The organism is Flavobacterium sp. RHBU_24, from assembly GCF_046613695.1.
Classification (GTDB): Bacteria; Bacteroidota; Bacteroidia; order Flavobacteriales; family Flavobacteriaceae; genus Flavobacterium.
In genome coordinates, this window is record NZ_JBKJHD010000004.1 from 34,390 (window position 1) to 54,356 (window position 19,967).

At 46.2% G+C, this 19,967-nt stretch carries 13 protein-coding genes; 8 read left to right on the forward strand and 5 right to left on the reverse strand.

Features of this window, described 5'->3' with window-relative positions; translation table 11 throughout:
* Positions 1-23: 23 nt before the first annotated feature.
* Positions 24-4,889: a fibronectin type III domain-containing protein gene (locus tag ACLI09_RS05850; RefSeq protein WP_411418665.1), complete on the reverse strand. Its 4,866-nt coding sequence runs from the start codon at positions 4,887-4,889 to the stop codon at positions 24-26.
* Positions 4,890-5,226: 337 nt separating this feature from the next.
* On the opposite strand from ACLI09_RS05850, the gene ACLI09_RS05855 reads away from it, so the two are divergent.
* From ACLI09_RS05855 to ACLI09_RS05870, 4 genes are all read left to right on the forward strand, one after another.
* The gene (locus tag ACLI09_RS05855) at positions 5,227-6,717 is read left to right on the forward strand and encodes an ankyrin repeat domain-containing protein (protein ID WP_411418666.1); all 1,491 of its coding nucleotides are present in this window, start codon (positions 5,227-5,229) and stop codon (positions 6,715-6,717) included.
* Positions 6,718-6,721: 4 nt separating this feature from the next.
* Positions 6,722-7,207, forward strand: coding sequence for a DUF2271 domain-containing protein (locus ACLI09_RS05860; protein ID WP_411418667.1), 486 nt, complete (start codon positions 6,722-6,724; stop codon positions 7,205-7,207).
* 16 nt (positions 7,208-7,223) lie between these two features.
* Positions 7,224-9,410, forward strand: a complete 2,187-nt coding sequence (locus ACLI09_RS05865; protein ID WP_411418668.1) for a PepSY domain-containing protein — start codon at positions 7,224-7,226, stop codon at positions 9,408-9,410.
* 72 nt (positions 9,411-9,482) lie between these two features.
* A complete protein-coding gene (locus ACLI09_RS05870; RefSeq protein ID WP_411418669.1) occupies positions 9,483-11,168 on the forward strand; it encodes a pseudouridine synthase in 1,686 nt (561 codons plus the stop codon).
* 99 nt (positions 11,169-11,267) lie between these two features.
* On the opposite strand, the gene kduI is transcribed toward ACLI09_RS05870, so the two are convergent.
* The 3 genes from kduI to ACLI09_RS05885 are packed head-to-tail and all read right to left on the reverse strand — an operon-like array spanning position 11,268 to position 14,570.
* Positions 11,268-12,104 carry a 5-dehydro-4-deoxy-D-glucuronate isomerase gene (gene kduI, locus ACLI09_RS05875; protein ID WP_411418670.1) on the reverse strand — a complete coding sequence of 279 codons (837 nt, stop codon included), beginning with the start codon at positions 12,102-12,104 and terminating at the stop codon, positions 11,268-11,270.
* Between the two features lie 25 nt (positions 12,105-12,129).
* The gene (locus tag ACLI09_RS05880) at positions 12,130-13,323 is read right to left on the reverse strand and encodes a DUF4861 family protein (protein WP_411418671.1); all 1,194 of its coding nucleotides are present in this window, start codon (positions 13,321-13,323) and stop codon (positions 12,130-12,132) included.
* A gap of 41 nt (positions 13,324-13,364) precedes the next feature.
* Positions 13,365-14,570 (reverse strand): glycoside hydrolase family 88 protein, encoded by a 1,206-nt coding sequence (locus tag ACLI09_RS05885; RefSeq protein WP_411418672.1) that lies wholly within the window; start codon positions 14,568-14,570, stop codon positions 13,365-13,367.
* A 260-nt stretch (positions 14,571-14,830) separates the two neighbouring features.
* Here ACLI09_RS05885 and ACLI09_RS05890 point away from each other — a divergent pair, with 260 nt between their 5' ends.
* Positions 14,831-15,283, forward strand: a complete 453-nt coding sequence (locus ACLI09_RS05890) for a Fur family transcriptional regulator (protein ID WP_411418673.1) — start codon at positions 14,831-14,833, stop codon at positions 15,281-15,283.
* Positions 15,284-15,395: 112 nt separating this feature from the next.
* A complete protein-coding gene (locus ACLI09_RS05895; protein ID WP_411418674.1) occupies positions 15,396-16,667 on the forward strand; it encodes an adenylosuccinate synthase in 1,272 nt (423 codons plus the stop codon).
* A 64-nt stretch (positions 16,668-16,731) separates the two neighbouring features.
* Here ACLI09_RS05895 and bcp read toward each other — a convergent pair whose 3' ends face one another.
* Positions 16,732-17,184, reverse strand: coding sequence for a thioredoxin-dependent thiol peroxidase (gene bcp / locus ACLI09_RS05900; protein WP_411418675.1), 453 nt, complete (start codon positions 17,182-17,184; stop codon positions 16,732-16,734).
* A gap of 34 nt (positions 17,185-17,218) precedes the next feature.
* On the opposite strand from bcp, the gene ACLI09_RS05905 reads away from it, so the two are divergent.
* Together ACLI09_RS05905 and ACLI09_RS05910 are read left to right on the forward strand one after the other, a co-directional pair.
* Positions 17,219-17,896, forward strand: coding sequence for an endonuclease III domain-containing protein (locus ACLI09_RS05905; RefSeq protein ID WP_411418676.1), 678 nt, complete (start codon positions 17,219-17,221; stop codon positions 17,894-17,896).
* Positions 17,897-18,239: 343 nt separating this feature from the next.
* Entirely contained in the window at positions 18,240-19,967 is a 1,728-nt protein-coding gene (locus ACLI09_RS05910) for a hypothetical protein (protein ID WP_411418677.1), read from the forward strand.

Genomic DNA, 19,967 nt, shown 5'->3' on the forward strand with positions numbered 1-19,967 from the left:
TGTAATGTAATAAGTTCTTAAGGCTAATCCTTCAACACCTTCAAATGTAAAGTCTCCCCTTCGGTAGTATGCAGCGTTATAAAATAAGCGCCCGCGCTGTACGCCGAAAAATCAATTAAAAAGTCCTTCTGCCCTGCCCTTTGGCTCAGTATTAGTTTTGAGGTTATATCATACACTTCAAAGTGTTCTACCAGGTTAGTGGCATGTACAGTAAGCTCATTGGTAACCGGGTTAGGATAGCAGGTAACGCTGTTTTGCTTTAGTGGCTCATCCACAGATAACTGCGTACACGCTATGGTCGCATCCCACCCGCTAAAGGTAGCACCGTCGTTTGACGTGAACCAGAATGTTAACGCTCCTACGCTGTTAGTAGCCGTAACCGTACCCGGGGAGGCGTTGCCGTTGCCCATAAACAGTAGCGGGTAGCTGGTATCAGGGCCGTTATAAATGCGCAGGTAGTCGCAGCAGTCTTCTAACTGGAAGCTGTTAAACACGGCGCTTACCGCCTGGCCGGGTGCTCCGGGGTAAATAACCGTTGTGCTGTTTTCCATATCGCTGTAGCTTCCTGTAGCGCCGCCGGTATCATAAAAATGCCCGCCGCAGCTTACACTACTTGTGCAAAAGGTATAAGGGCCCGCCCAGCCTGAAGTAATGTCGCTGCAAACGGAACGTACATAAAAGTCGTAGCAGGTATTTATTGTAAGCCCTGTTGCGGTATACGGGTTGGTGTTTATAGCCGTAGCTTCCCCGGCCGGGGTTGCGCCCTGCGATACCACATATATCTCCCATTGCGAGCTGGGGTTTGCCTCATCCCAGGCTATGGTAGCCGATGTGCCGGTAGCTGCCACCTGGCGTACGTTTTGCGGTGCGGTGGCGCAAGGGCTAAGGGGTTCGCAAAGTATCATGGCATCCCAGCCGGCACGCGTTTCTATGTCATCCGAAACGAAAACAAACGTAAGCGCACCTGAGGGGTGTGTAGATTGTACCGTACCAGGAGAAGTGTTTCCCGAACCGTGGAACAGCAGTTCACCGGAGGCGTCCGGGCCGTTATAAATAGATAAGAAGTCAAACCCGTCTTCCGTTTCAAAACTGGTAAATATGGCTTTTACACTATCGCCGGCATCGTGGGGATAGATAACAGTTGTTATATTTTCATCTTCATCGTAATTGCCGTTTGCACCACCGGTATCATAAAAGTGGTCGCCCGCGCAGTAATCGGGCAGGGTGCAGAACCCAAATGGCCCCGACCATGCCGAAACGCCTTCGCTGCAAATGGTTTTCAGGTAAACGTCATAGCACAAGCCACTGTTTAACCCTGTGGCGGTATACGGGCTTGTAGTTATAGGAGTACCATTTACCGCAGGCAGGGTACCTTGCGGAACCACCTGTACCTGCCACGAAAGCACGCCGGTATTAATTTCATTCCACGCAATGGTGGCCTGAGATGATGTGATGTTTGTAAAGGCAACATTATTTACCGAAAGGCCGCAGGGTGGCATAGGTTCACAAATAATGGCCGCATCCCAGCCAGGGGCGTTTATAACATCATCGGACGTAAACCTGAAGGTAAGCGCGCCCGTAGGGTGCGTTGATGCTACAGAACCGGGCGAGTCTGTACCGGTTGCCGTTAACAGCAATGGCGATGATGTATCGGGCCCGTCATACACATACAGGTAATCATAGCCGGCCTCTATATCAAAGGCTGTAAAGTTAGCCCTTACACGTTGGCCTGCGCCGCCGGGTGTTATAGTGGTAGTATAGTTTTCGTTAACGCTATATTCGCCGCCTGCGCCGCCGGTGTCATAAAAGTGTGTGCCTCCGCAATAATCTGGAGGTGTACAAAATGAAAGCGGGCCTACCCATGCCGACAGGCCATCGGCACAAACCGACTGCACATAAAAATCGTAGCATGTGCCCTCGCTAAGCCCGATAACCGTATACGGATTAGTAGTGGCTGCTGTACCGGCTCCCTGCGGCGTTTGGCCCTGTGGCACTACCTGCACGTTCCAGGAGAGGGCAGCGTTACCATCTGTCCAGCTCAATGTAGCCCCTGTAGGCGTTACAGACGAAACAGCAAGGTTAGCCAGTTCTAAAGAGCATGGCGGTAAGGGTTCACAAATAATAGTGGCATCCCAGCCTTCATCGGTTACAAACTGGTCTGAAACAAAAACAAATGTAAGCGCTCCCGTGGGGTGCGATGACACGATAACCTCCTGCATATCTGTTCCCGTTGCCGTGTAGATAAGCGGGGACGAAGTATCAGGGCCATCATATACATACATATAATCATAATCTTCCTCTATTGAGAACGAATTGAATATTGCCCTTACGCGAGAGTTTGCATTGTCAGGGTATATTACAGTGGTACTGTTCTCATTATCGCTATATTCCCCGTCTGATCCACCGGTATCTAAAAAGTGGGCGCCGGCACAAAAATCGGGCTGGGTACAAAAAGTAAACGGCCCTACCCATACCGTATTAAATCCATTAGGGCATACGGAACGGATGTAAAAGTCATAGCAGGTATCCACCATAAGACCGTCTTCTGTGTAAGGGTTGTCTGTTATTGTAAGGGTGTTACCTGTAGGCGTTGCGCCCTGTGGCACTATTTCTATTTCCCAGCTTTGGCCCCCGGTATTTTGGTTCCAGGCAATAGTAGCCGATGTACCTGTAACGCCTGCCAATACAATGTCGGTGGGCGTTGCGCAGGTGGTAGCAAAACTTCCGGTGGCGGAATAAGGCCCCTGACCACAGGTATTAGTGGCACGCACCCTCCAGTAATATGGGGTGTTGTTTTCAAGGCTTTGTGTTGCATAGCTGTTCGCCGTTACTGTTTCGCCAATCACTATATTTGAGAAAGCGGCATCGGTAGCCACCTGGATTTCATAGTTAATAGCGTTGCTTATAGCATTCCAGGTAAAGTTTACCGGCTGCTGCAGGCTTGCGCCGTTTGCCGGGGCAGTGAGTACCACCGGTGTGGTTATAGGCGCATAAATGGTTAACGTTACCGGAACTTCTTCAAAGTTACTGCCTGCTGCGGCATGTATATTAAAAGTATAGGTACCCGGTGCAAGTACCGAAAGATTGCCTAATGTAAGGGTTGTAGCGCCGGATGCCGAAAGATTCTGGTTACTAAAAGCCGCTGTAACACCTGCGGGCACGCCGGGTACGCTAAAGGTTACAGGCTGTGTAAAATCGGGCTGTACCGCAAAGTCAAAATCGTATGTTGCCAGCTCTGTGCTGTTGCATATCGCTTTGGTATCCTGGGCTGTAGTGAGCGAAAAATTCCTCACGCGTATACCCGAAATAATAAGCGAGTAGTGTTGCGGCTGGTTATTAAGCGTACCCTTGTGCGATACGGTAACAGTATAGTCCCCTGTAGGGTTTGCAACCTGTATTTTCTCTACATTATCTACAATGTTATCACCCTGCGTGGCGGCGTTACCCGGGTTTCCCGCATCCAGCTTCCAGGGCATATAGTTAGTACCTCCTTTTGTGATGCGTACATCAAGGTCGTTTACAAGGGCTGCCGTGGCATCGTCTACCTCATTATTTGTTATGGGGTTACCGGCAGGGTCAGTCCAGCACAGGGTAGCTACCAGCGGGCCGTTGCCCAGCGCGGTAACGTTCATAACATAAGGGTTGCCCTGGGTAAGGGTATTTTCCAGTATCACCGATTGAAAATTATCTTTGCTAATAACGTTCGCTGCTTTTTCGGCATTGATAAGGCCCCAGCCAAATTTATAATCTGGGCCGGGCGCGTCTCCTGCCTCATCGGCACTGTGTATCATAAGGCCGCGCACTGTGGCAGCCTTCATAAAATTATTGTTCTTCAGGTTATAATACTGCTGTAATAGCAATAAGGTGCCAGTTGCGCTGGGTGCGGCAACCGAAGTACCTGAAGCGCTACTGTACGAAGATGTTGAAGCATCTACAGACGAATAGGTATTTACACCCTTAGCCGAAATATCAGGCTTTACCCGGCCATCATCCGTAGGCCCCCAGCTACTGAACCACGACATGTGTACCGATGCCGGCCCCGTATAATTTGCTACTTCATCTACCGCTGCTACAATTATAGCGTTTTTGCTTACCCCCATACCGGCTAAGAGGTCATAACCGTTTTTATCGGTATTAAAGCCACCGCCGTTGCTGTTTCCCGCGGCAACCACCATCTGGTAGTAAGGCGCGTTATATAATAACTCATCCACATCTGCCGAGGTATTATCATATTTTCCCCATGTATCTGTACTCACAAATTCCGGCGAATAACCATAAGAGTGGTTAGAGAGCAGCAGCCCGTTTGCCGCTGCCTCCGCTGCTTCGCTTAGATCATTCCCCCAGTCATACGAGTGGCCATTGGCTTTAAATGCCATACCCCTTGCGTTCCCATTCTGCACAAGGTCGGTACCTAATACGGTACCCATAACATGTGTAGCATGCGAGTGCGACTGCAAAGTACCGTCCATTACCTGCACCCTGCCGGTATACAGTTCATGTTCCGGCAGGGCCGCCCCGGCATCCCAAATGGCAGCCAGCATATTTTGCCCTTCTATGGCAAGCCCCAGGCCGCCGCCGCTGTACAACTTGTTGGCCCTTGATGTAATGCCCGCCCCACGGTTGTATGTGGTATAATAAATGGGCTTGTTAAAACCGGTAACCCCCATAAGTTCAGCGTAGCTGCTATCGGCGGTTATAAACTTAGGCCAGTTGTAAATTGCGGCAAGGGCAAATGCCTTTTTTTTATTGTTTACAAAGTTGCGGCTGCTTTTAGCAGAAAATGCATTAAGGTAAGCCGTGTTTGTTTGCCGGATAATTTTTTGGCGTTCGGGCTGCGTCTGCGCAAGTAAAAACGCGGGAAAAAGTAGCAGAAGGTAGCGTAATTTCATGTTTGTTAGCTTTGGGTAAACCGATAAAAATTTAAATTAGAATGCTATGATGGAGAGGTTTATAATAACGGGGCGAATATAAGATATTTGATAACTATTTTTAATATTGCTTTAATTAATTTAAAATTTTAACACATGGATGAGATGTGTGGTAAAATTAATTAACATTTTAAGTCGCAAAATTTGTTTTTACAACAATCACGGGGCTGCTCCGCTTGCTAAAATATTATGTATTTTAATTAGGCGTATTTATATCAAGTCTAAATAAAAAATAATATTTTTGCGACTTGATATCAGGCTGTGTATTTCAAACCTGTTATCCGCCTAATTATAATTTATGAAAAAAATATTTTTATTCTCTTTTATCCTGGCCTGCGTTGCTATAAACGCGCAACAAAAAAACACACTGCTTGACGCCGAATTCTGGAAAAAAGCCCCCGATGTGGCAACCGTGAAAGCTGAAATCGCCAAAGGCAACAGCCCTAACGAATTTAACCCATTTAGCTTTGATGCCACAACCCTGGCAATTAATAATGGCGCGCCAAATGAAACCATAAAGTACTTAGTAGAACTTGATGGCAACGGCGTTAAAAAAATAACACACGATACCCGCATTTACCTGCATTGGGCGGCTTACAGGGGTAACGCAGAAATAGCAGACTATCTCCTTGCAAAAGGGTCAGACGTTAACTTCCAGGATAGCCACGGTAACACGCCCTTAGCCTTTGGGGCGGCAAACGGGCTTACCAATACCGCCGTTTATGATGCTTTCTTTAAAGCGGGCGTCAACCCAAAAACCAAATACGATGGCGTAAGCCTGCTGCTTTTAGCTATAGCAAGCGATACTAAAGATTTAACGCTTACCAACTATTTTGTTACCAAAGGCTTATCTCTTAAAGATACGGATGTGCAAGGCAAAACAGCAATAGACTATGCGGCCCGATCAGGAAACATTGATGTGATTAAAGCTTTACAGAAGAAAGGTGTTAAGCATACTGACAAGGCACTTATCATGGCGGCCCAGGGAACACGCCGCGGTGCAAACAGCTTAGATGTATTTAAGTACATGGTTGAGGAACTTAAAATAAAAGCCACGGCTACGGGCACTGATGGCGAAACCGTACTGCACTACCTGGTACGCAAGCCTAAGCAGCCAGAAATTATTGCTTATTTTTTAAGTAAAGGTGTAGACGTAAATAAGGCAGACGCAAACGGAAACACTGCCCTTATAAATGCCGCGGGAGGTAGAGATACCGCGGTTACCGAACAGTTATTGCCACTGGTAAAAGACATTAACGCTAAAAATGCAAAAGGCGAAGCGGCAGTAACAGCCGCGGTTAAAGGCGGCAGTGCCGAAATGGTGGCACTGCTCCTAAATAAAGGCGCCGATATAAACGTTACTGATAAAGACGGCAATAACCTGGCTTATTACCTCATACAGTCATACAGGCCACAGGGTGGCGAGGGCGGTGCAAAACAAGATGATTTTTCTGTTAAGATGAAGCTATTAGAGGATAAAGGCTTTAACTTTGCCACCGTGCAAAAGGACGGCAGCACGCTCTATCATCTGGCTGTGGCTAAAAACGACCTTGAGCTTGTAAAAAGAGTATCGGCACTAAAGCCAGACATCAATGCTAAAAACAACGAGGGCCTTACCGCGCTGCACAAAGCGGCTTTATTGGCTAAAGACGATGAAACCTTAAAGTACCTGGTTTCATTAGGGGCGAAGAAAGATATGGTTACAGAGTTTGACGAAACCGCCTACGCCCTTGCTAAAGAAAATGAGTACCTTGCCAAAAACAATATATCGGTAGATTTTTTAAAATAATACTATGAAATCAATATTCCGCATATGCCTCCTGGGCATCCTAATAAGCCTTGGTTCGTTTAGCGCTTCCGCACAAACCGCTAAATACAAGTGCCTGCTGCAAATGGGCAACTACATGGGCGAAGGCGCTTATATAGTTGTATCCCTCATAGACCCGCAGGGTAATTATGAAAAAACGCTGTATGTAATGGGCGACGACCAAAAGTGGTACAAAAGCCTTAAGGAATGGCATAAGACGCAGGCAAAAAAACCGCAGGACATTAGCGCTATAACCGGTGCATCAATTACCGGCGGCGACCGTAGCGTAACCACGCTTGAACTTGATGATTCAAAGCTGAATAAAGGCTATAAGATACGATTTGAATCGGTGGTGGAAGACCAGAAATACCATGTTGATGATGTAGAGGTGCCGTTTACTACCGCGGGCCTTGCGGATAAAACCGACGGCAAGGGCTACATACGTTACGTAAAGCTGAATAAAATACAATAGTACCCTCCCATTATAAATGACGCTTTCCCTCTGGCGGTACGCCCACCTTACCCTAGCTTTATGCTCCTGCCTGTTCCTCGCACTGGCCTCCCTTACGGGAGTGGTACTGGCAATAGACGCGGCAGGCGAAAAGCTAACGCCATACCGGGTAGAAAACTTTGAAAGTATTACCTTGGCAGAATCATTGCCCACGCTGCGTAAAGCTTACCCGGAGATTAGTGAAATCAGCGTAAACCACAACGGCGTTGTAACCCTGCAGGCTCTTGATGCCGATTTTAACGAGATTAATGCCTACGTAGACCCCCGCACGGGAAAGATACTGGGCACTCCGGAAAAGAAAAGCGAATTTATACAATGGGTAACTTCATTGCACCGCTCATTGTTTTTGCACGAGGCGGGACGTATTTTTGTAGGGGTAAACGCGTTTCTGCTGTTGTTGATTACCATATCGGGCACGGCGCTTATACTGCAACGGCAGCGCGGCCTTAAACGTTTCTTTAGTAAAATTACTAAAGATAGCTTTAACCAATACTGGCATGTGATCCTGGGCAGGATCCTGCTTTTCCCCATTTTTACCCTGGCTATTACCGGCACCTATCTTTCAATGGAACGGTTTCATTTATTTGGCGAAGAAAAACCTATTGAACACAACATCAAAATACCGGACGGCGATGCACCTCAACAGCAGGACCTTGCCACTACTCCCCTATTTAAGAACACGTACCTGGTCGATGTACAGAAAATACAGTTCCCTTTTACAGACGACCCTGAGGAATACTATACCATAAAACTGAACGACCGGGAAATAGCAGCCAGCCAGTTTACCGGCGCTATATTAAGCCAAGTACACTATAGCCAAACGTCTACTTTAGCCGCGCTCAGCCTGAGCATCCATAGTGGCCGTATAGGTATATTTTGGGCGGTAATTTTGGCTACTGCCTCGCTTAACATACTGTTTTTCATATACTCGGGCTTTGCCATGACGCTGCGCCGCAGGGCTACCAAAATTAAAAACAGGTATAAAGCTGATGAGAGCCGTTTTATACTATTGGCAGGTTCAGAAAACGGAAGCACGCTGCGCTTTGCCGATGCCATACACAGGCAGCTTTTGGCGTCGGGCCATAAATCGTACCTGGCACAGCCTAATGATTATAAGGTATATCCCCAGGCAGAACATATAGTACTTTTTACGTCCACGCACGGGCTGGGCGACGCGCCATCAAATGCTACAAAACTGCTTTCGCTGATTCAGAAATTTCCGCAACAACAGGCCGTAAAGGTATCGGTAGTGGGCTTCGGTTCAGATGCCTACCCTGATTTTTGCGGCTTTGCGAAAAAAGCAAACAACAGCTTTACTACACAGCAATGGGCGGAAAGTATACTGCCGGTGTATACCGTAAACGACAAATCGGCGGTGGAGTTTACCCACTGGGTTAACGCCTGGGCTGCCAAAACCGGTATTCCACTGGCTACCACCCCCGCCCTGTACAACCAGAAGCCAAAGGACCTTGAAAAGATAAAAGTACTGGCTAAGCAAACCGACAGTGAGCATACCTTTATGCTTACCCTTAAAGCCAGTGGCCGGTTTACATCCGGCGACCTGCTTGCTATTTACCCGGCTAACGATAACCGCGAACGCCTGTACTCCATAGGTAAAATAAACGGCAACATACAGCTTGTGGTACGCCTGCACGGGCACGGGCTGGGGTCATCTTACCTGCACAGCCTCAATGTGGGCGATACCTTTAAGGCGCGGATAGTGGATAATAAAACTTTTCACCTGCCAAAGGGCAAACCGGTTATTATGGTAGGCAACGGCACCGGCATAGCGCCATTTTTAGGCATGCTGGCCCAGGCGGGCAGAAAATACGACTACCAGCTGTACTGCGGCTTCAGGAAGGAAACATCGCTTACAAAACAGCACCTTGATTTTGCCAAAGCACAAATGCGTAACCACCACCTTAAGGGCTTCCACATGGCATTTTCACGAGAGGTAAACAACATGTATGTAATGGATTTAATACAGCGGGACGCACCGTTTTTTGCAGCGCATTTAGAAAAAGGAGGTGCCGTAATGCTGTGCGGTTCGGTAGCCATGCAGCAGGATGTAGAAGCCACCCTTAACACAATTGTTACCGGAATAAACCGCAAGACACTGGAATATTATAAGCAAAAAGGCCAGTTACTTACCGACTGCTATTAGCCAATTATGCCAAATCACAATATTGTTTATATCATAATTGATGGTACTTTTGCTCTTTAAATTAAAATTACCTTGGTAAGCACCCCTGAACATATCACCTATTTTCCTGAAAACAGCATAAAGGGCATTCCACTACCGGAAAAATTTACCTTTCCTTTCTTTTATGAACCGCATCCGCTCACGCAAATCGCTGCGGAAGAGTTGCAGCACTACCTGGAAAATGAAGCTGGGTTAGGCCATAATTTCGGGCTTATAAAAAACCAGCCGGGGCTGGTAATCGGCAAGATGTTTGGCGTGCTGGTGGTACAGGATAAGCAGGGTAAACTCGGATACTTATCGGCTTTTTCCGGAAAACTTGCCGGCGAAAACCTCCACGAGCGTTTTGTACCCCCTGTTTTTGATATGCTTATAGAAAACAGCTTTTTCCTGAGGGAACAGTACATCCTTAATGATATTAACGACAAGGTTAAGGCACTGGAAGAAGATAAAGAATATATAACGCTTAAGCAGGACTTGGCAATATGCTCTGCACAAGCTGAACAGGAAATTACAGCCGCTAAACAGCAGTTAAAAGCAAATAAAAACGCACGCAAGGCACTACGCCAATCGCAAATTGAAACAGTGACCCAAGAAGAATATGCTGCGTATGATGCCGAACTCATAAAGCAAAGCCTGCACGAAAAGCGGGAATTTAATGCGCTTACGCTAAGATGGACACAGTTGATTGATGAAAAAAAAACAGCCATAAGCGAGTTTGACAACCAAATAGAAGCCTTTAAAAATGAACGCCGCGAAAAATCGGGCGCGTTGCAGCAACAGCTTTTTGAGCAGTACTCATTTTTAAACCAATATGGCAGGGAGAAAAGCCTGCAGGCCATTTTTAGCGAAACGGTGTTTGGCCGCCCTCCTGCCGCCGCGGGTGAATGTGCGACGCCAAAGCTGCTGCAATATGCTTTTTTAAACGGCCTTACACCGCTTGCAATGGCCGAGTTTTGGTGGGGTGCCCCGCCAAAGAGCGAGATACGAAAGCATAAGCAATTTTACCCGGCCTGTACCGGCAAATGCCAGCCTATATTAAAGCACATGCTGGAAGGCATAGATATGGATGAAAACCCTTTACTGCACAATGGCGGCGAAGGGAAAACACTGGAGGTTGTATTTGAAGACGATAACTTTGTGGTGGTAAACAAGCCTGCGGAACTGCTTTCGGTTCCCGGCATAAATATTAGCGACTCGGTATACAGCCGCCTTAAGGACCGTTTCGGGGGGATAGAGCCCATGATTATCCACCGGCTCGATATGGCTACTTCGGGGCTCTTGGTGGTTGCCAAAACAAAAGAGGCGCACAAGCACATACAGCGGCAGTTTTTAAAACGCACGGTAACCAAGCGCTACACGGCGCTCCTCTCTAAAGTAATCGAAAAAAATGAAGGAGAAATAAGCCTGCCGCTTCGTGTGGATTTAGACAACCGCCCCAGGCAGCTGGTGTGCTTTGAATTTGGCAAAAAAGCCATTACCCGCTTCAGGGTAATTGAGCGGAACGAAACCACTACTAAAATACACTTCTGGCCCGTTACAGGGCGTTCGCACCAGCTGCGTATGCATTCGGCACATGAGGATGGGCTCAACGCACCTATAGTGGGCGACGACCTTTATGGCACCCCTGCAAACCGGCTGCACCTGCACGCCGCCCACCTGGAATTTGTGCACCCAGTAACCGGTAAAACCGTTAGTTTTAAAGCCCCTGAGGATTTTTGACAAAATCCGGAGTCCTCAGTATAATCCTATCACCCACAACAGGTTAGTACGGGCATCGGACTACTATAATTTAAAATTCGTAATTTAAAATTCAAAATTCTATAGCAGTCTATCAGGGGTTACGCCGTCCATATCACCATAGTCAAGGTTCTCCCCTGCCATACCCCATATAAACGAGTAGTTGCTGGTACCACACCCGGAGTGTATGCTCCATTCCGGGCTGATGACGGCCTGGTTGCTCTGCATAAAAATATGCCTGGTTTCATCAGTCTGGCCCATAAAGTGGCTTATCGTCTGGCCCTGGGCCAGGTCAAAGTAAAAATAGGCTTCCATTCTGCGGGTATGGGTGTGCGCCGGCATGGTGTTCCATACGTTGCCTTCGTGCAGTTCAGTTAAGCCCATTTGCAGCTGGCAGGTTTCTACAATGCTGTTTACAATAAGTTTGTTAAGGGTACGGCGGTTAGCGGTTTTCTGGTCGCCCAGCTCTACTACCTCGGCATCTTCCTTACCTACTTTTTTTGTAGGATAGGCATGGTGCGCCGGTGCGGAGTTGATATAAAAACAGGGCTGTTCGCCGTCGGCAGCAGCAAAAATTACTTCCTTAACCCCTTTGCCTACATACAGCGCCTCTTTTTTAGAAAGTTCGTATACCGCACCATCTACGGTAACTGTGCCTTTTCCGCCCACGTTTACAATACCCAGTTCCCTGCGCTCTAAAAAGTAATTTGCCTTAAGGGCATCAATGGTTTCAAGGGTTAATGGTTTTGTAACGGGAAACGCGCCGCCTACAATAAAACGGTCATACATAGTATACACCAGGCTGATGGTATCATCCTCAAAAAGTGTGGGTATAAGAAAATGCTCCCTAAGCTCTTCTGTAGTATAATATTTTACATCTTCGGGGTGGTGTGCATACCTGAATTCTGATTTTGTCATGTTGTGTGTTTTGTGCGGATAACTATTATTTTATTCCTACAATTAATGGATTGGCAATAATTTGCGCCTGCTTTTTAAGCAGGGCATCCCAGTCGGCGCCTGTAGTTACCTGCCCACTTTTTGCCCATGCAAACCCTGCATAGTATACCACGGGCATCCCGGGCCTGAAAAGTACTAACAGGTTGCTCTGGTCCGTTGCCTTACTTTTATTTACAAATGATTTCTGCACCAGGTTAGGGTCGATAATCAATCCTTCGCCCACGTATATGTTATCAATCTTTTCGCTGTGGCTAAAAATACCCTGTTCCGGCAGCAGGTTTTCTGTCCCCTCGTTTTTATGCAATGTAATTCCGGTTGCATAGCCCTGTACCTGCTTTTTAGCATCATAGGTAATCTCAAATTTTGAAAAGTTACTGCCCAGGTCCAGTGATATGCGCCTGGTTTCGCGCGCCTCATACGGGCTATAGGCCGCATAGTTAAGCTCAAATATAGTGCGTAGCGGCCCGGTAGTAATGGTTTTCCACTTCACAAAATTTTTAGGTACATACAAGCTGTCGCTTTCCCAAATGCCGGTGCCGCCGGTGCCGCGGCTGCCGCCCACATGGTAGGGGTCATACCCTTCGCCCCGGTCTTTGTGGTAAAACTGCGGGTCGGTTTTATAACCTGCATACCACTTGTTTATAACAGGTTCTGTAGTGCGTTTAAACCAAAGGTCTATACCGCTGCCCAGGGTGCCGTTAGGAAGTTTCTTTTCGGCGCGCATCTGGGCATCGGGGCCATATGTGCGAAAGGCTACACGGTCGTTCTCCCATGCGTAATCGTCCGTCCGCTCCGGCACAAAACGTGAAAAGGTAGTATATTTAGGTATGGGCGGCGGGGTACTGCCATCGGTTACAAGGGTATACTCGCGTGCCTGCATAGCCGGTACCGTTGCCATAAACAGTACTTCTTCATTAGTGCCGTCGCCGTTATAGTCTATCCACTGCAATGTTTCAAGTATTCCTTCGGTGTTGTTTTTAAGGCGCACATCCTTAAGGTTCTTCCCGCTTAAAAAACCCTCAAGGTCCTTCAGCGGCAAGGCTACCACTTCGGTACGGTTAAAATCAAGAGGGTTCTTTACGGTCACCGATATTGACTCCTGCGCATTGCTTGCGGACGTATAAAGCATACCTGCCGCAAGCGTAAAAAGCGCCAGTGCCTGTTGTTTTGTATTTTTCATGAATAATATTTTTGTAAAGGTACAACCCATATTTCAATAGGTTAACCCCGTTTATTTTTTTCTTTATAGCGCATCAGCGCTTCCACAAAATAGTAGTCGCCATAACTAAGCGGCACGTCTATTTCGCTTTTATTAGGTATGTTGCCCACCCCGTGCTTCAGTAAAAAGCCACCGTTAGTTTGCGGAGCGGCAAAATATTCCGGGCCTGAAAGGGTATTGAGTATGGTTTCGGCATCCGCCAGATATTTTTTGCCGGGGCCGCCCTCAACATAACCGGAAAGCTCTATTAAAGCCGAAGCCGTAATGGCCGCCGCCGAACTGTCGCGCAAGGCGCCAGATGTGCCTGCCACACTGTAATCCCAGTACGGTATAAGGTCTTTTGGCATGGCTTTGTTAGTAAGGATATAATCTGCTATATGGGTAGCCTGTTCCAGGTACTTCGCATCTTTTGTTTCGCGGTACATTACCACATAGCCATACAGCCCCCACGCCTGCCCCCGCGCCCACGATGAGCCGTCGGCAGCGCCCTGAATGGTTATTTTATTAGTAACCGCGCCGGTGTGTATGTTATAAATCACTTCGTGAAACGAGCTGTAATCGGGCCTGAAATGGTTTTTCAGGGTAGTATTGGCGTGGTTTATTGCAATATCCCTATAGGTAGGGTCGCCGCTGAATTTGCTGGCCCAGAACAGCAGTTCCAGGTTCATCATGTTGTCTATAATTACCGGCATTTCATCGGCAGAGGCATGGTTAAAGGGGGCGCTGTCCCACGATTTTATGCATTTCGCCACGGGGTTATAGCGTGTGGCAAGCGATTTGGCACTATTCATCAGTACGTCCTCATATTCTTTAGAGGGGTTAAGCCGCTCTGCATTTCCAAAGCTGCAATACATCATAAAGCCGAGGTCGTGTGTAGTGGTATTAAACTGCTCGCGTTTAAGGTCGGCTAGAAACGCCAGCGCCTCTTTTTTAAGGGCGGGCGCTGTTACGCTTTCGTCCAGGTACAGCAGCGTACCGGGGTAAAAGCCGCTGCACCACCACCCGGAATCGCTGTTTTCGAGTGTTGCGGTATCGTCGTGCCAGGTTTTAGGGTACTTGCCGGGTTCGACTTTGATACTCAGGTACTCATATTGCTGTGCCGAGGCTTTAAGAGTGGCATCAGCGTTTTGGGAAATACTGGTTTTAGACGATGAGCAGCCCGTAGCGACCAGCAGTACTAACGAAATTGCGGATAGATGTTTTATCATTTTTGGAAAAATTATACCTGCAATATACAGATTATCTAAAATATCAATCGTTATATACGGTTATCATAGTTCCGAAAAAAATAAAGCCACGAATTGCACTACTTTCAAAAAATCCCAATATCTAAGCTTGAAGATGAAATAAAAACGCGTAAACACAAGGATAATTTGTGGCTTACCTTATTATGATGTGTTCGCTTTAATCAAAATGCTTTCACTTCAAAAAAAAATAGCCTATCTTTGCGTGTATTTCGCATTACACTATGGAAAATAATAAAAACCAGGACATTGTAAAAAATGTCTTTACTAAATACCTGGAAGACAAAGGGCACAGGAAAACCCCTGAGCGCTATGCCATACTACAGGAAATATACAACAACCTGGAACATTTTGATATAGAATCGCTCTACATTAAAATGAAAAATAAAAACTACCGCGTAAGCCGCGCCACGCTCTATAACACCATAGAGCTGCTGCTGGAATGCGGCCTGGTAAGGCGCCACCAGTTTGGCCAGAACCAGAGCCACTACGAAAAATCATACTTTGATAAGCAGCACGACCACATTATTATGACCGATACCGGCGAAGTGATAGAGTTTTGCGACCCAAGGATACAGAGCATTAAAAAAACAATAGAGGAAATTTTTGGTATAGAAATTCACAACCACTCGTTGTACCTGTATGGCAATAAGAAGCAGCCCGCGGCCGAAAGCTAGGAGTTGCTGCAAAAACAGCATAAACAAACCAACCCTGCATAAGGATTGGTTTTTGTTTTTAATAGAAAATCAGACAATTACTAAGAATAAACAACAACAAACAAGAACACGAATGACCGTAGATTTACTGCTCGGATTACAATGGGGCGACGAAGGCAAAGGAAAAATAGTTGACGTACTTACCTCAGGATATGATATTATAGCCCGTTTTCAGGGAGGGCCTAACGCAGGCCACACACTGGAATTTGATGGCATTAAACACGTACTGAGAACCATACCATCGGGAATTTTTCATCAAAATTCAGTAAATATCATAGGGAACGGCGTGGTTATAGACCCTGTTGTATTCCAGAAAGAGCTTGAAGGGCTCGAAAAATTTAATATCGACATAAAGTCGCGCCTGCTTATTTCGCGCAAGGCACACCTTATACTCCCCACCCACCGCCTGCTTGATGCCGCCAGCGAAGCCAGTAAAGGCAAAGCAAAAATAGGCTCTACCCTTAAAGGCATAGGCCCCACCTATATGGACAAAACAGGGCGCAACGGCTTACGCGTGGGCGATATAGAGCTGGAAGATTTTAAGGAACGCTACCGCGCACTGGCGGATAAGCACGAGGCCATGATAGCCTTCTATAACGTAGCGCTGGAGTATGACCTTGCTGAACTTGAAGCCGAGTTTTTTACGGCCGTAGAAGTGCTTAAAACACTTACTTTTATAGACAGCGAAGAATACCTTAACAGCGCTATGAAAGCCGGGAAAAGCATACTTGCCGAAGGGGCACAGGGCTCGCTGCTGGATATCGACTTTGGTACCTACCCTTTTGTAACCTCATCTAATACTACAGCCGCCGGGGCATGTACCGGGCTTGGCATCGCGCCAAACAGGGTTAAGGATGTGTTCGGGATATTTAAGGCCTATACTACCCGTGTGGGCAGCGGCCCCTTCCCTACTGAATTGTTTGACGAGGTAGGCGCTACCATAGCAAAGGTGGGTAACGAGTTCGGATCGGTTACGGGGCGTGCACGCCGCTGCGGCTGGCTGGACCTGGTGGCGCTTAAATATGCCGTTCAGGTTAACGGCGTTACAGAGCTTTATATGATGAAGGGCGACGTACTTAGCGGTTTTGAAACCCTGCAGGTATGTACTGCTTATAAATATAAGGGCGAAGTGATAAGCCACTTTCCGTACAACATAGAGCCGGAAAATGTAGAGCCTGTTTATGTAACGAAAAAAGGCTGGGCTGCCGACCTTACCGGTATGACTACCTATGAGCAGCTGCCTGCTGAACTTAAAGAATATATAGAATTTATAGAAGTTGAGCTCGAAGTGCCTATTAAAATAGTATCGGTAGGCCCGGACAGGACACAAACCATCAGGAAATAAATTTTATTTACAGATAAAAAACACCGGACTTCTCCGGTGTTTTTGCTTTTAATAAATCCGCCTGTTACGGTAATATCTGCGCGGTGTGCTCCTTGGTTTTTACGTTGTCTATCACATCGGTAATTATACCATTCTCATCTATAACAAACGTAGTGCGGTGAATGCCGTCAAACAGCCTGCCCATAAACTTCTTAGGCCCCCAAACGCCAAAGGCGTTCAGTACTTCATGGTTTTCATCTGCCAGCAGAGGAAAAGGCAGCTTGTATTTTTCGGCAAACTTTGCCTGCTTTTTCTGGCTGTCGGCGCTCACGCCAAGCAGTTCATACCCGGCGGCTTTTAGCCGGCTGTAATTATCACGCAGGTTACATGCCTCGTTAGTACAGCTTGGTGTATCGGCCTTAGGGTAAAAAAACACCACAAGCTTTTTGCCTTTATAATCGTTTAGCGAATGTACGTTTCCATTATGGTCAGTGCCGGTAAAATCAGGTGCTTTATCACCTTTTTTAAGTGTAGTCATTTAGGTATATTTGTTTTCGTAAAGCTACTCAAAAATGACCAAAGCAGAAAAGGCGAAGTTTGTTATAAAAACACTGGACGAAATATACCCCACCATACCCATTCCGTTAGACCATAAAGACCCATATACCCTGCTTATAGCCGTACTGATGAGCGCGCAAAGCACCGATGTGCGGGTAAACCAGATAACGCCACTGCTCTTTGAACGGGCCGATAACCCTAAAATGATGGTAAAACTGGAGGTAGACGAGATACGCGAAATTATAAAACCCGTGGGCCTATCTCCGGCTAAGGCCAAAGCCATTCGTGGGCTAAGCGAAATATTGTTAGACAAGCATAATGGCGAAGTACCCGCCACGTTTGAAGACCTGGAAGCACTGCCCGGCGTGGGCCATAAAACGGCGAGTGTAGTTATGAGCCAGGCATTTGGCGTACCTGCATTTCCGGTAGACACGCACATTCACAGGCTGATGTACCGCTGGGGGCTTAGCGATGGCAAAAATGTGGTGCAAACGGAAGCCGACGCCAAAAAACTGTTCCCTAAAAACCGCTGGAACGACCTGCATTTACAAATAATATGGTATGGAAGGCAATATTGCCCGGCACGCGGATGGGATTTAAGCAAGGATATCATTACCGCCACCATAGGGCGCAAAACAGTGCTTGAAGAATACTATAAAAAACCTCCCGTAAATAAATCGCGGGAGGTTTAGGAAAATTTAATTATAGCCTGACCCGGCTCTTAATTGCTTGTGGAGAAACCGTGATACGACAATAAAATAGCCCAACTGAGCCTGAATTTTCGTTTCCGGTGTACTGTTAAATTAGCACATACAGAATAATTAAGACAGGCATCATCAAAATTCTTGGCGAAAGTCATAAAAAATAACCAAAAACTAATTAATTTTACCCTTTAGAGACCAACAATAAATCATAATTATATCTAAAAGTCAGCATCTAAAATATCAAATCACACGTTTTTATCTTTAAAAACGAATATGTTTTATATCAATTTCATGTTGTAACCGATATGAAACTACCAACAAACCAAATAGTATGAGAAATTTATTTTTTATTATTGTTTTTTTTGTCGCGCTATCACCGCAAAATATAAAAGCTCAGCAACTACACGGCACAACTGAAATGCCTACTAATGGAGGGAGCCATTTCATTTCTTACAGTTGGAACGCAAACTATAAGTTGGCTATCGAAGGGGAAGGCCAGGCTCAGGCTCTTACGATTTCCCTTAATAAAGGAAGGGTGGATTTACAGCCTCACTCCGAATATGTTTACGCGGGGAAACACTATACCAAAGCCGATTTGGGTCTGTCGGCCTGGCCGTCAGGCATTCATACGCCATATGGAATGGTAGTGGAAATTAACATAAGCGTAAACGGCAAAGGTTTTAAAAAAATTTTAGACAACAACGGGCGGGCAGTTTTTATTGATTATGTCAAAAATTTGGGCAATGACCCTTTAAATAATGTGAGCGTTACTGCTGTTAGTATGACCTGTAACTGTGCAAGTAAGGAAATTCAACGTGACCTCGATAATATGATATTTCAACAGAAGAACAAAAAAGACCTAAGAACCAATTCAACTTCTGCCAGCACGACAAAAACGGCTACAAATGTAAAATCACCTGTAACTCAAAGTGTAAATCATGACGAAAATATTAATGAGAACAAAGATATAAAAGATATAAAAGAGTCTCCTTCAGATAATTATTGGGACGAAAAGAGCCAACGCCGTACCGAAACACCCGCTGAAAAAAAGGCCCGCCAGGACAAAGAGTTTACAGATAAAGTAAACATTGAAAGAGAAAACACTGAGAGAAAGCGACAGGAAATTAACAGAAAAACGGAGGCGGTGATGAATAGCATCTATGCCTCTTTTTATGCCGCCCAGGCCGCTACGGATGCCCGCAACCAGTTAATTGAAAATTCAAAACTTTCGGGAAATTATAATTCGGCGGAGGAGCTGGAGGCTGATTTTTATCAAAAATATCATGCGATAAACCAAAATGTGCAGGATTGGGAAAATGCTAAAAACCAGGAAGTACAGGCGCAGGCTAACCTTTATTTCAACGATGGTACAGCGTCGGGAGCGGCATTAAGTAATGCTGCCGGAACTATTGGCGCACTCATTAATGAAGAAAAAGCCGAAAAAGAAGAAAAAAAGCGCAAGGAGCAATTACAAGCGCAACGCCAACAGGCATTAGACGAAATGAACCAAAAAAAATGGAATGCTATTTTAGAGCTGCGCAAGCAGTTGTTAAAAGAATTTCCCGACGGCGGAACACCACTTTCAGCGCACAAAATAGAAACGGAAGAGGTATATTTTTTTGCTTACTGGTTTGATAACGAAACTATAAACAAAACTGAAACGGGCATTTATGTCAGCAATGTTTTTGCTGTTGCAAAATACAGCGACGGTACCTGGATGTTTAAAAATGCACTTGTAAACGATATTAAAACGAAAACATCGAAAACCAGCCCGATTACTTTAATGGGTTACTATACCGATAAAAGTACGGCAGAACGAATGCGCAACAGTTTGATAAGCCTTGCTCCAAAAGCACAAATAAAACCTTATGCGTTAGACTACAAACTAAAAGCTGCCAGCCAAGCCAAAGGAACGTCTGGTGATTTTTGGGAGACCGAACAAAGCGGGGCAAACAAAACAGATGGTTTTTGGGAAGCAGGAAAATCTACGCCGTCAAAAAAGGCAAAAGAAGAGGAAAAAGAAACTAAAACAACAAGCGATAACTACTGGAATAATTAA

Coding starts and splice junctions, on each gene's coding strand:
- ACLI09_RS05885 (WP_411418672.1), bottom strand. CDS start 14,570: ATGATAAAACATCTATCCGCAATTTCGTTAGTACTGCTGGTCGCTACG.
- ACLI09_RS05865 (WP_411418668.1), top strand. CDS start 7,224: ATGACGCTTTCCCTCTGGCGGTACGCCCACCTTACCCTAGCTTTATGC.
- ACLI09_RS05905 (WP_411418676.1), top strand. CDS start 17,219: ATGACCAAAGCAGAAAAGGCGAAGTTTGTTATAAAAACACTGGACGAA.
- ACLI09_RS05910 (WP_411418677.1), top strand. CDS start 18,240: ATGAGAAATTTATTTTTTATTATTGTTTTTTTTGTCGCGCTATCACCG.
- ACLI09_RS05855 (WP_411418666.1), top strand. CDS start 5,227: ATGAAAAAAATATTTTTATTCTCTTTTATCCTGGCCTGCGTTGCTATA.
- ACLI09_RS05850 (WP_411418665.1), bottom strand. CDS start 4,889: ATGAAATTACGCTACCTTCTGCTACTTTTTCCCGCGTTTTTACTTGCG.
- ACLI09_RS05890 (WP_411418673.1), top strand. CDS start 14,831: ATGGAAAATAATAAAAACCAGGACATTGTAAAAAATGTCTTTACTAAA.
- ACLI09_RS05895 (WP_411418674.1), top strand. CDS start 15,396: ATGACCGTAGATTTACTGCTCGGATTACAATGGGGCGACGAAGGCAAA.
- bcp (WP_411418675.1), bottom strand. CDS start 17,184: ATGACTACACTTAAAAAAGGTGATAAAGCACCTGATTTTACCGGCACT.
- ACLI09_RS05860 (WP_411418667.1), top strand. CDS start 6,722: ATGAAATCAATATTCCGCATATGCCTCCTGGGCATCCTAATAAGCCTT.
- kduI (WP_411418670.1), bottom strand. CDS start 12,104: ATGACAAAATCAGAATTCAGGTATGCACACCACCCCGAAGATGTAAAA.
- ACLI09_RS05880 (WP_411418671.1), bottom strand. CDS start 13,323: ATGAAAAATACAAAACAACAGGCACTGGCGCTTTTTACGCTTGCGGCA.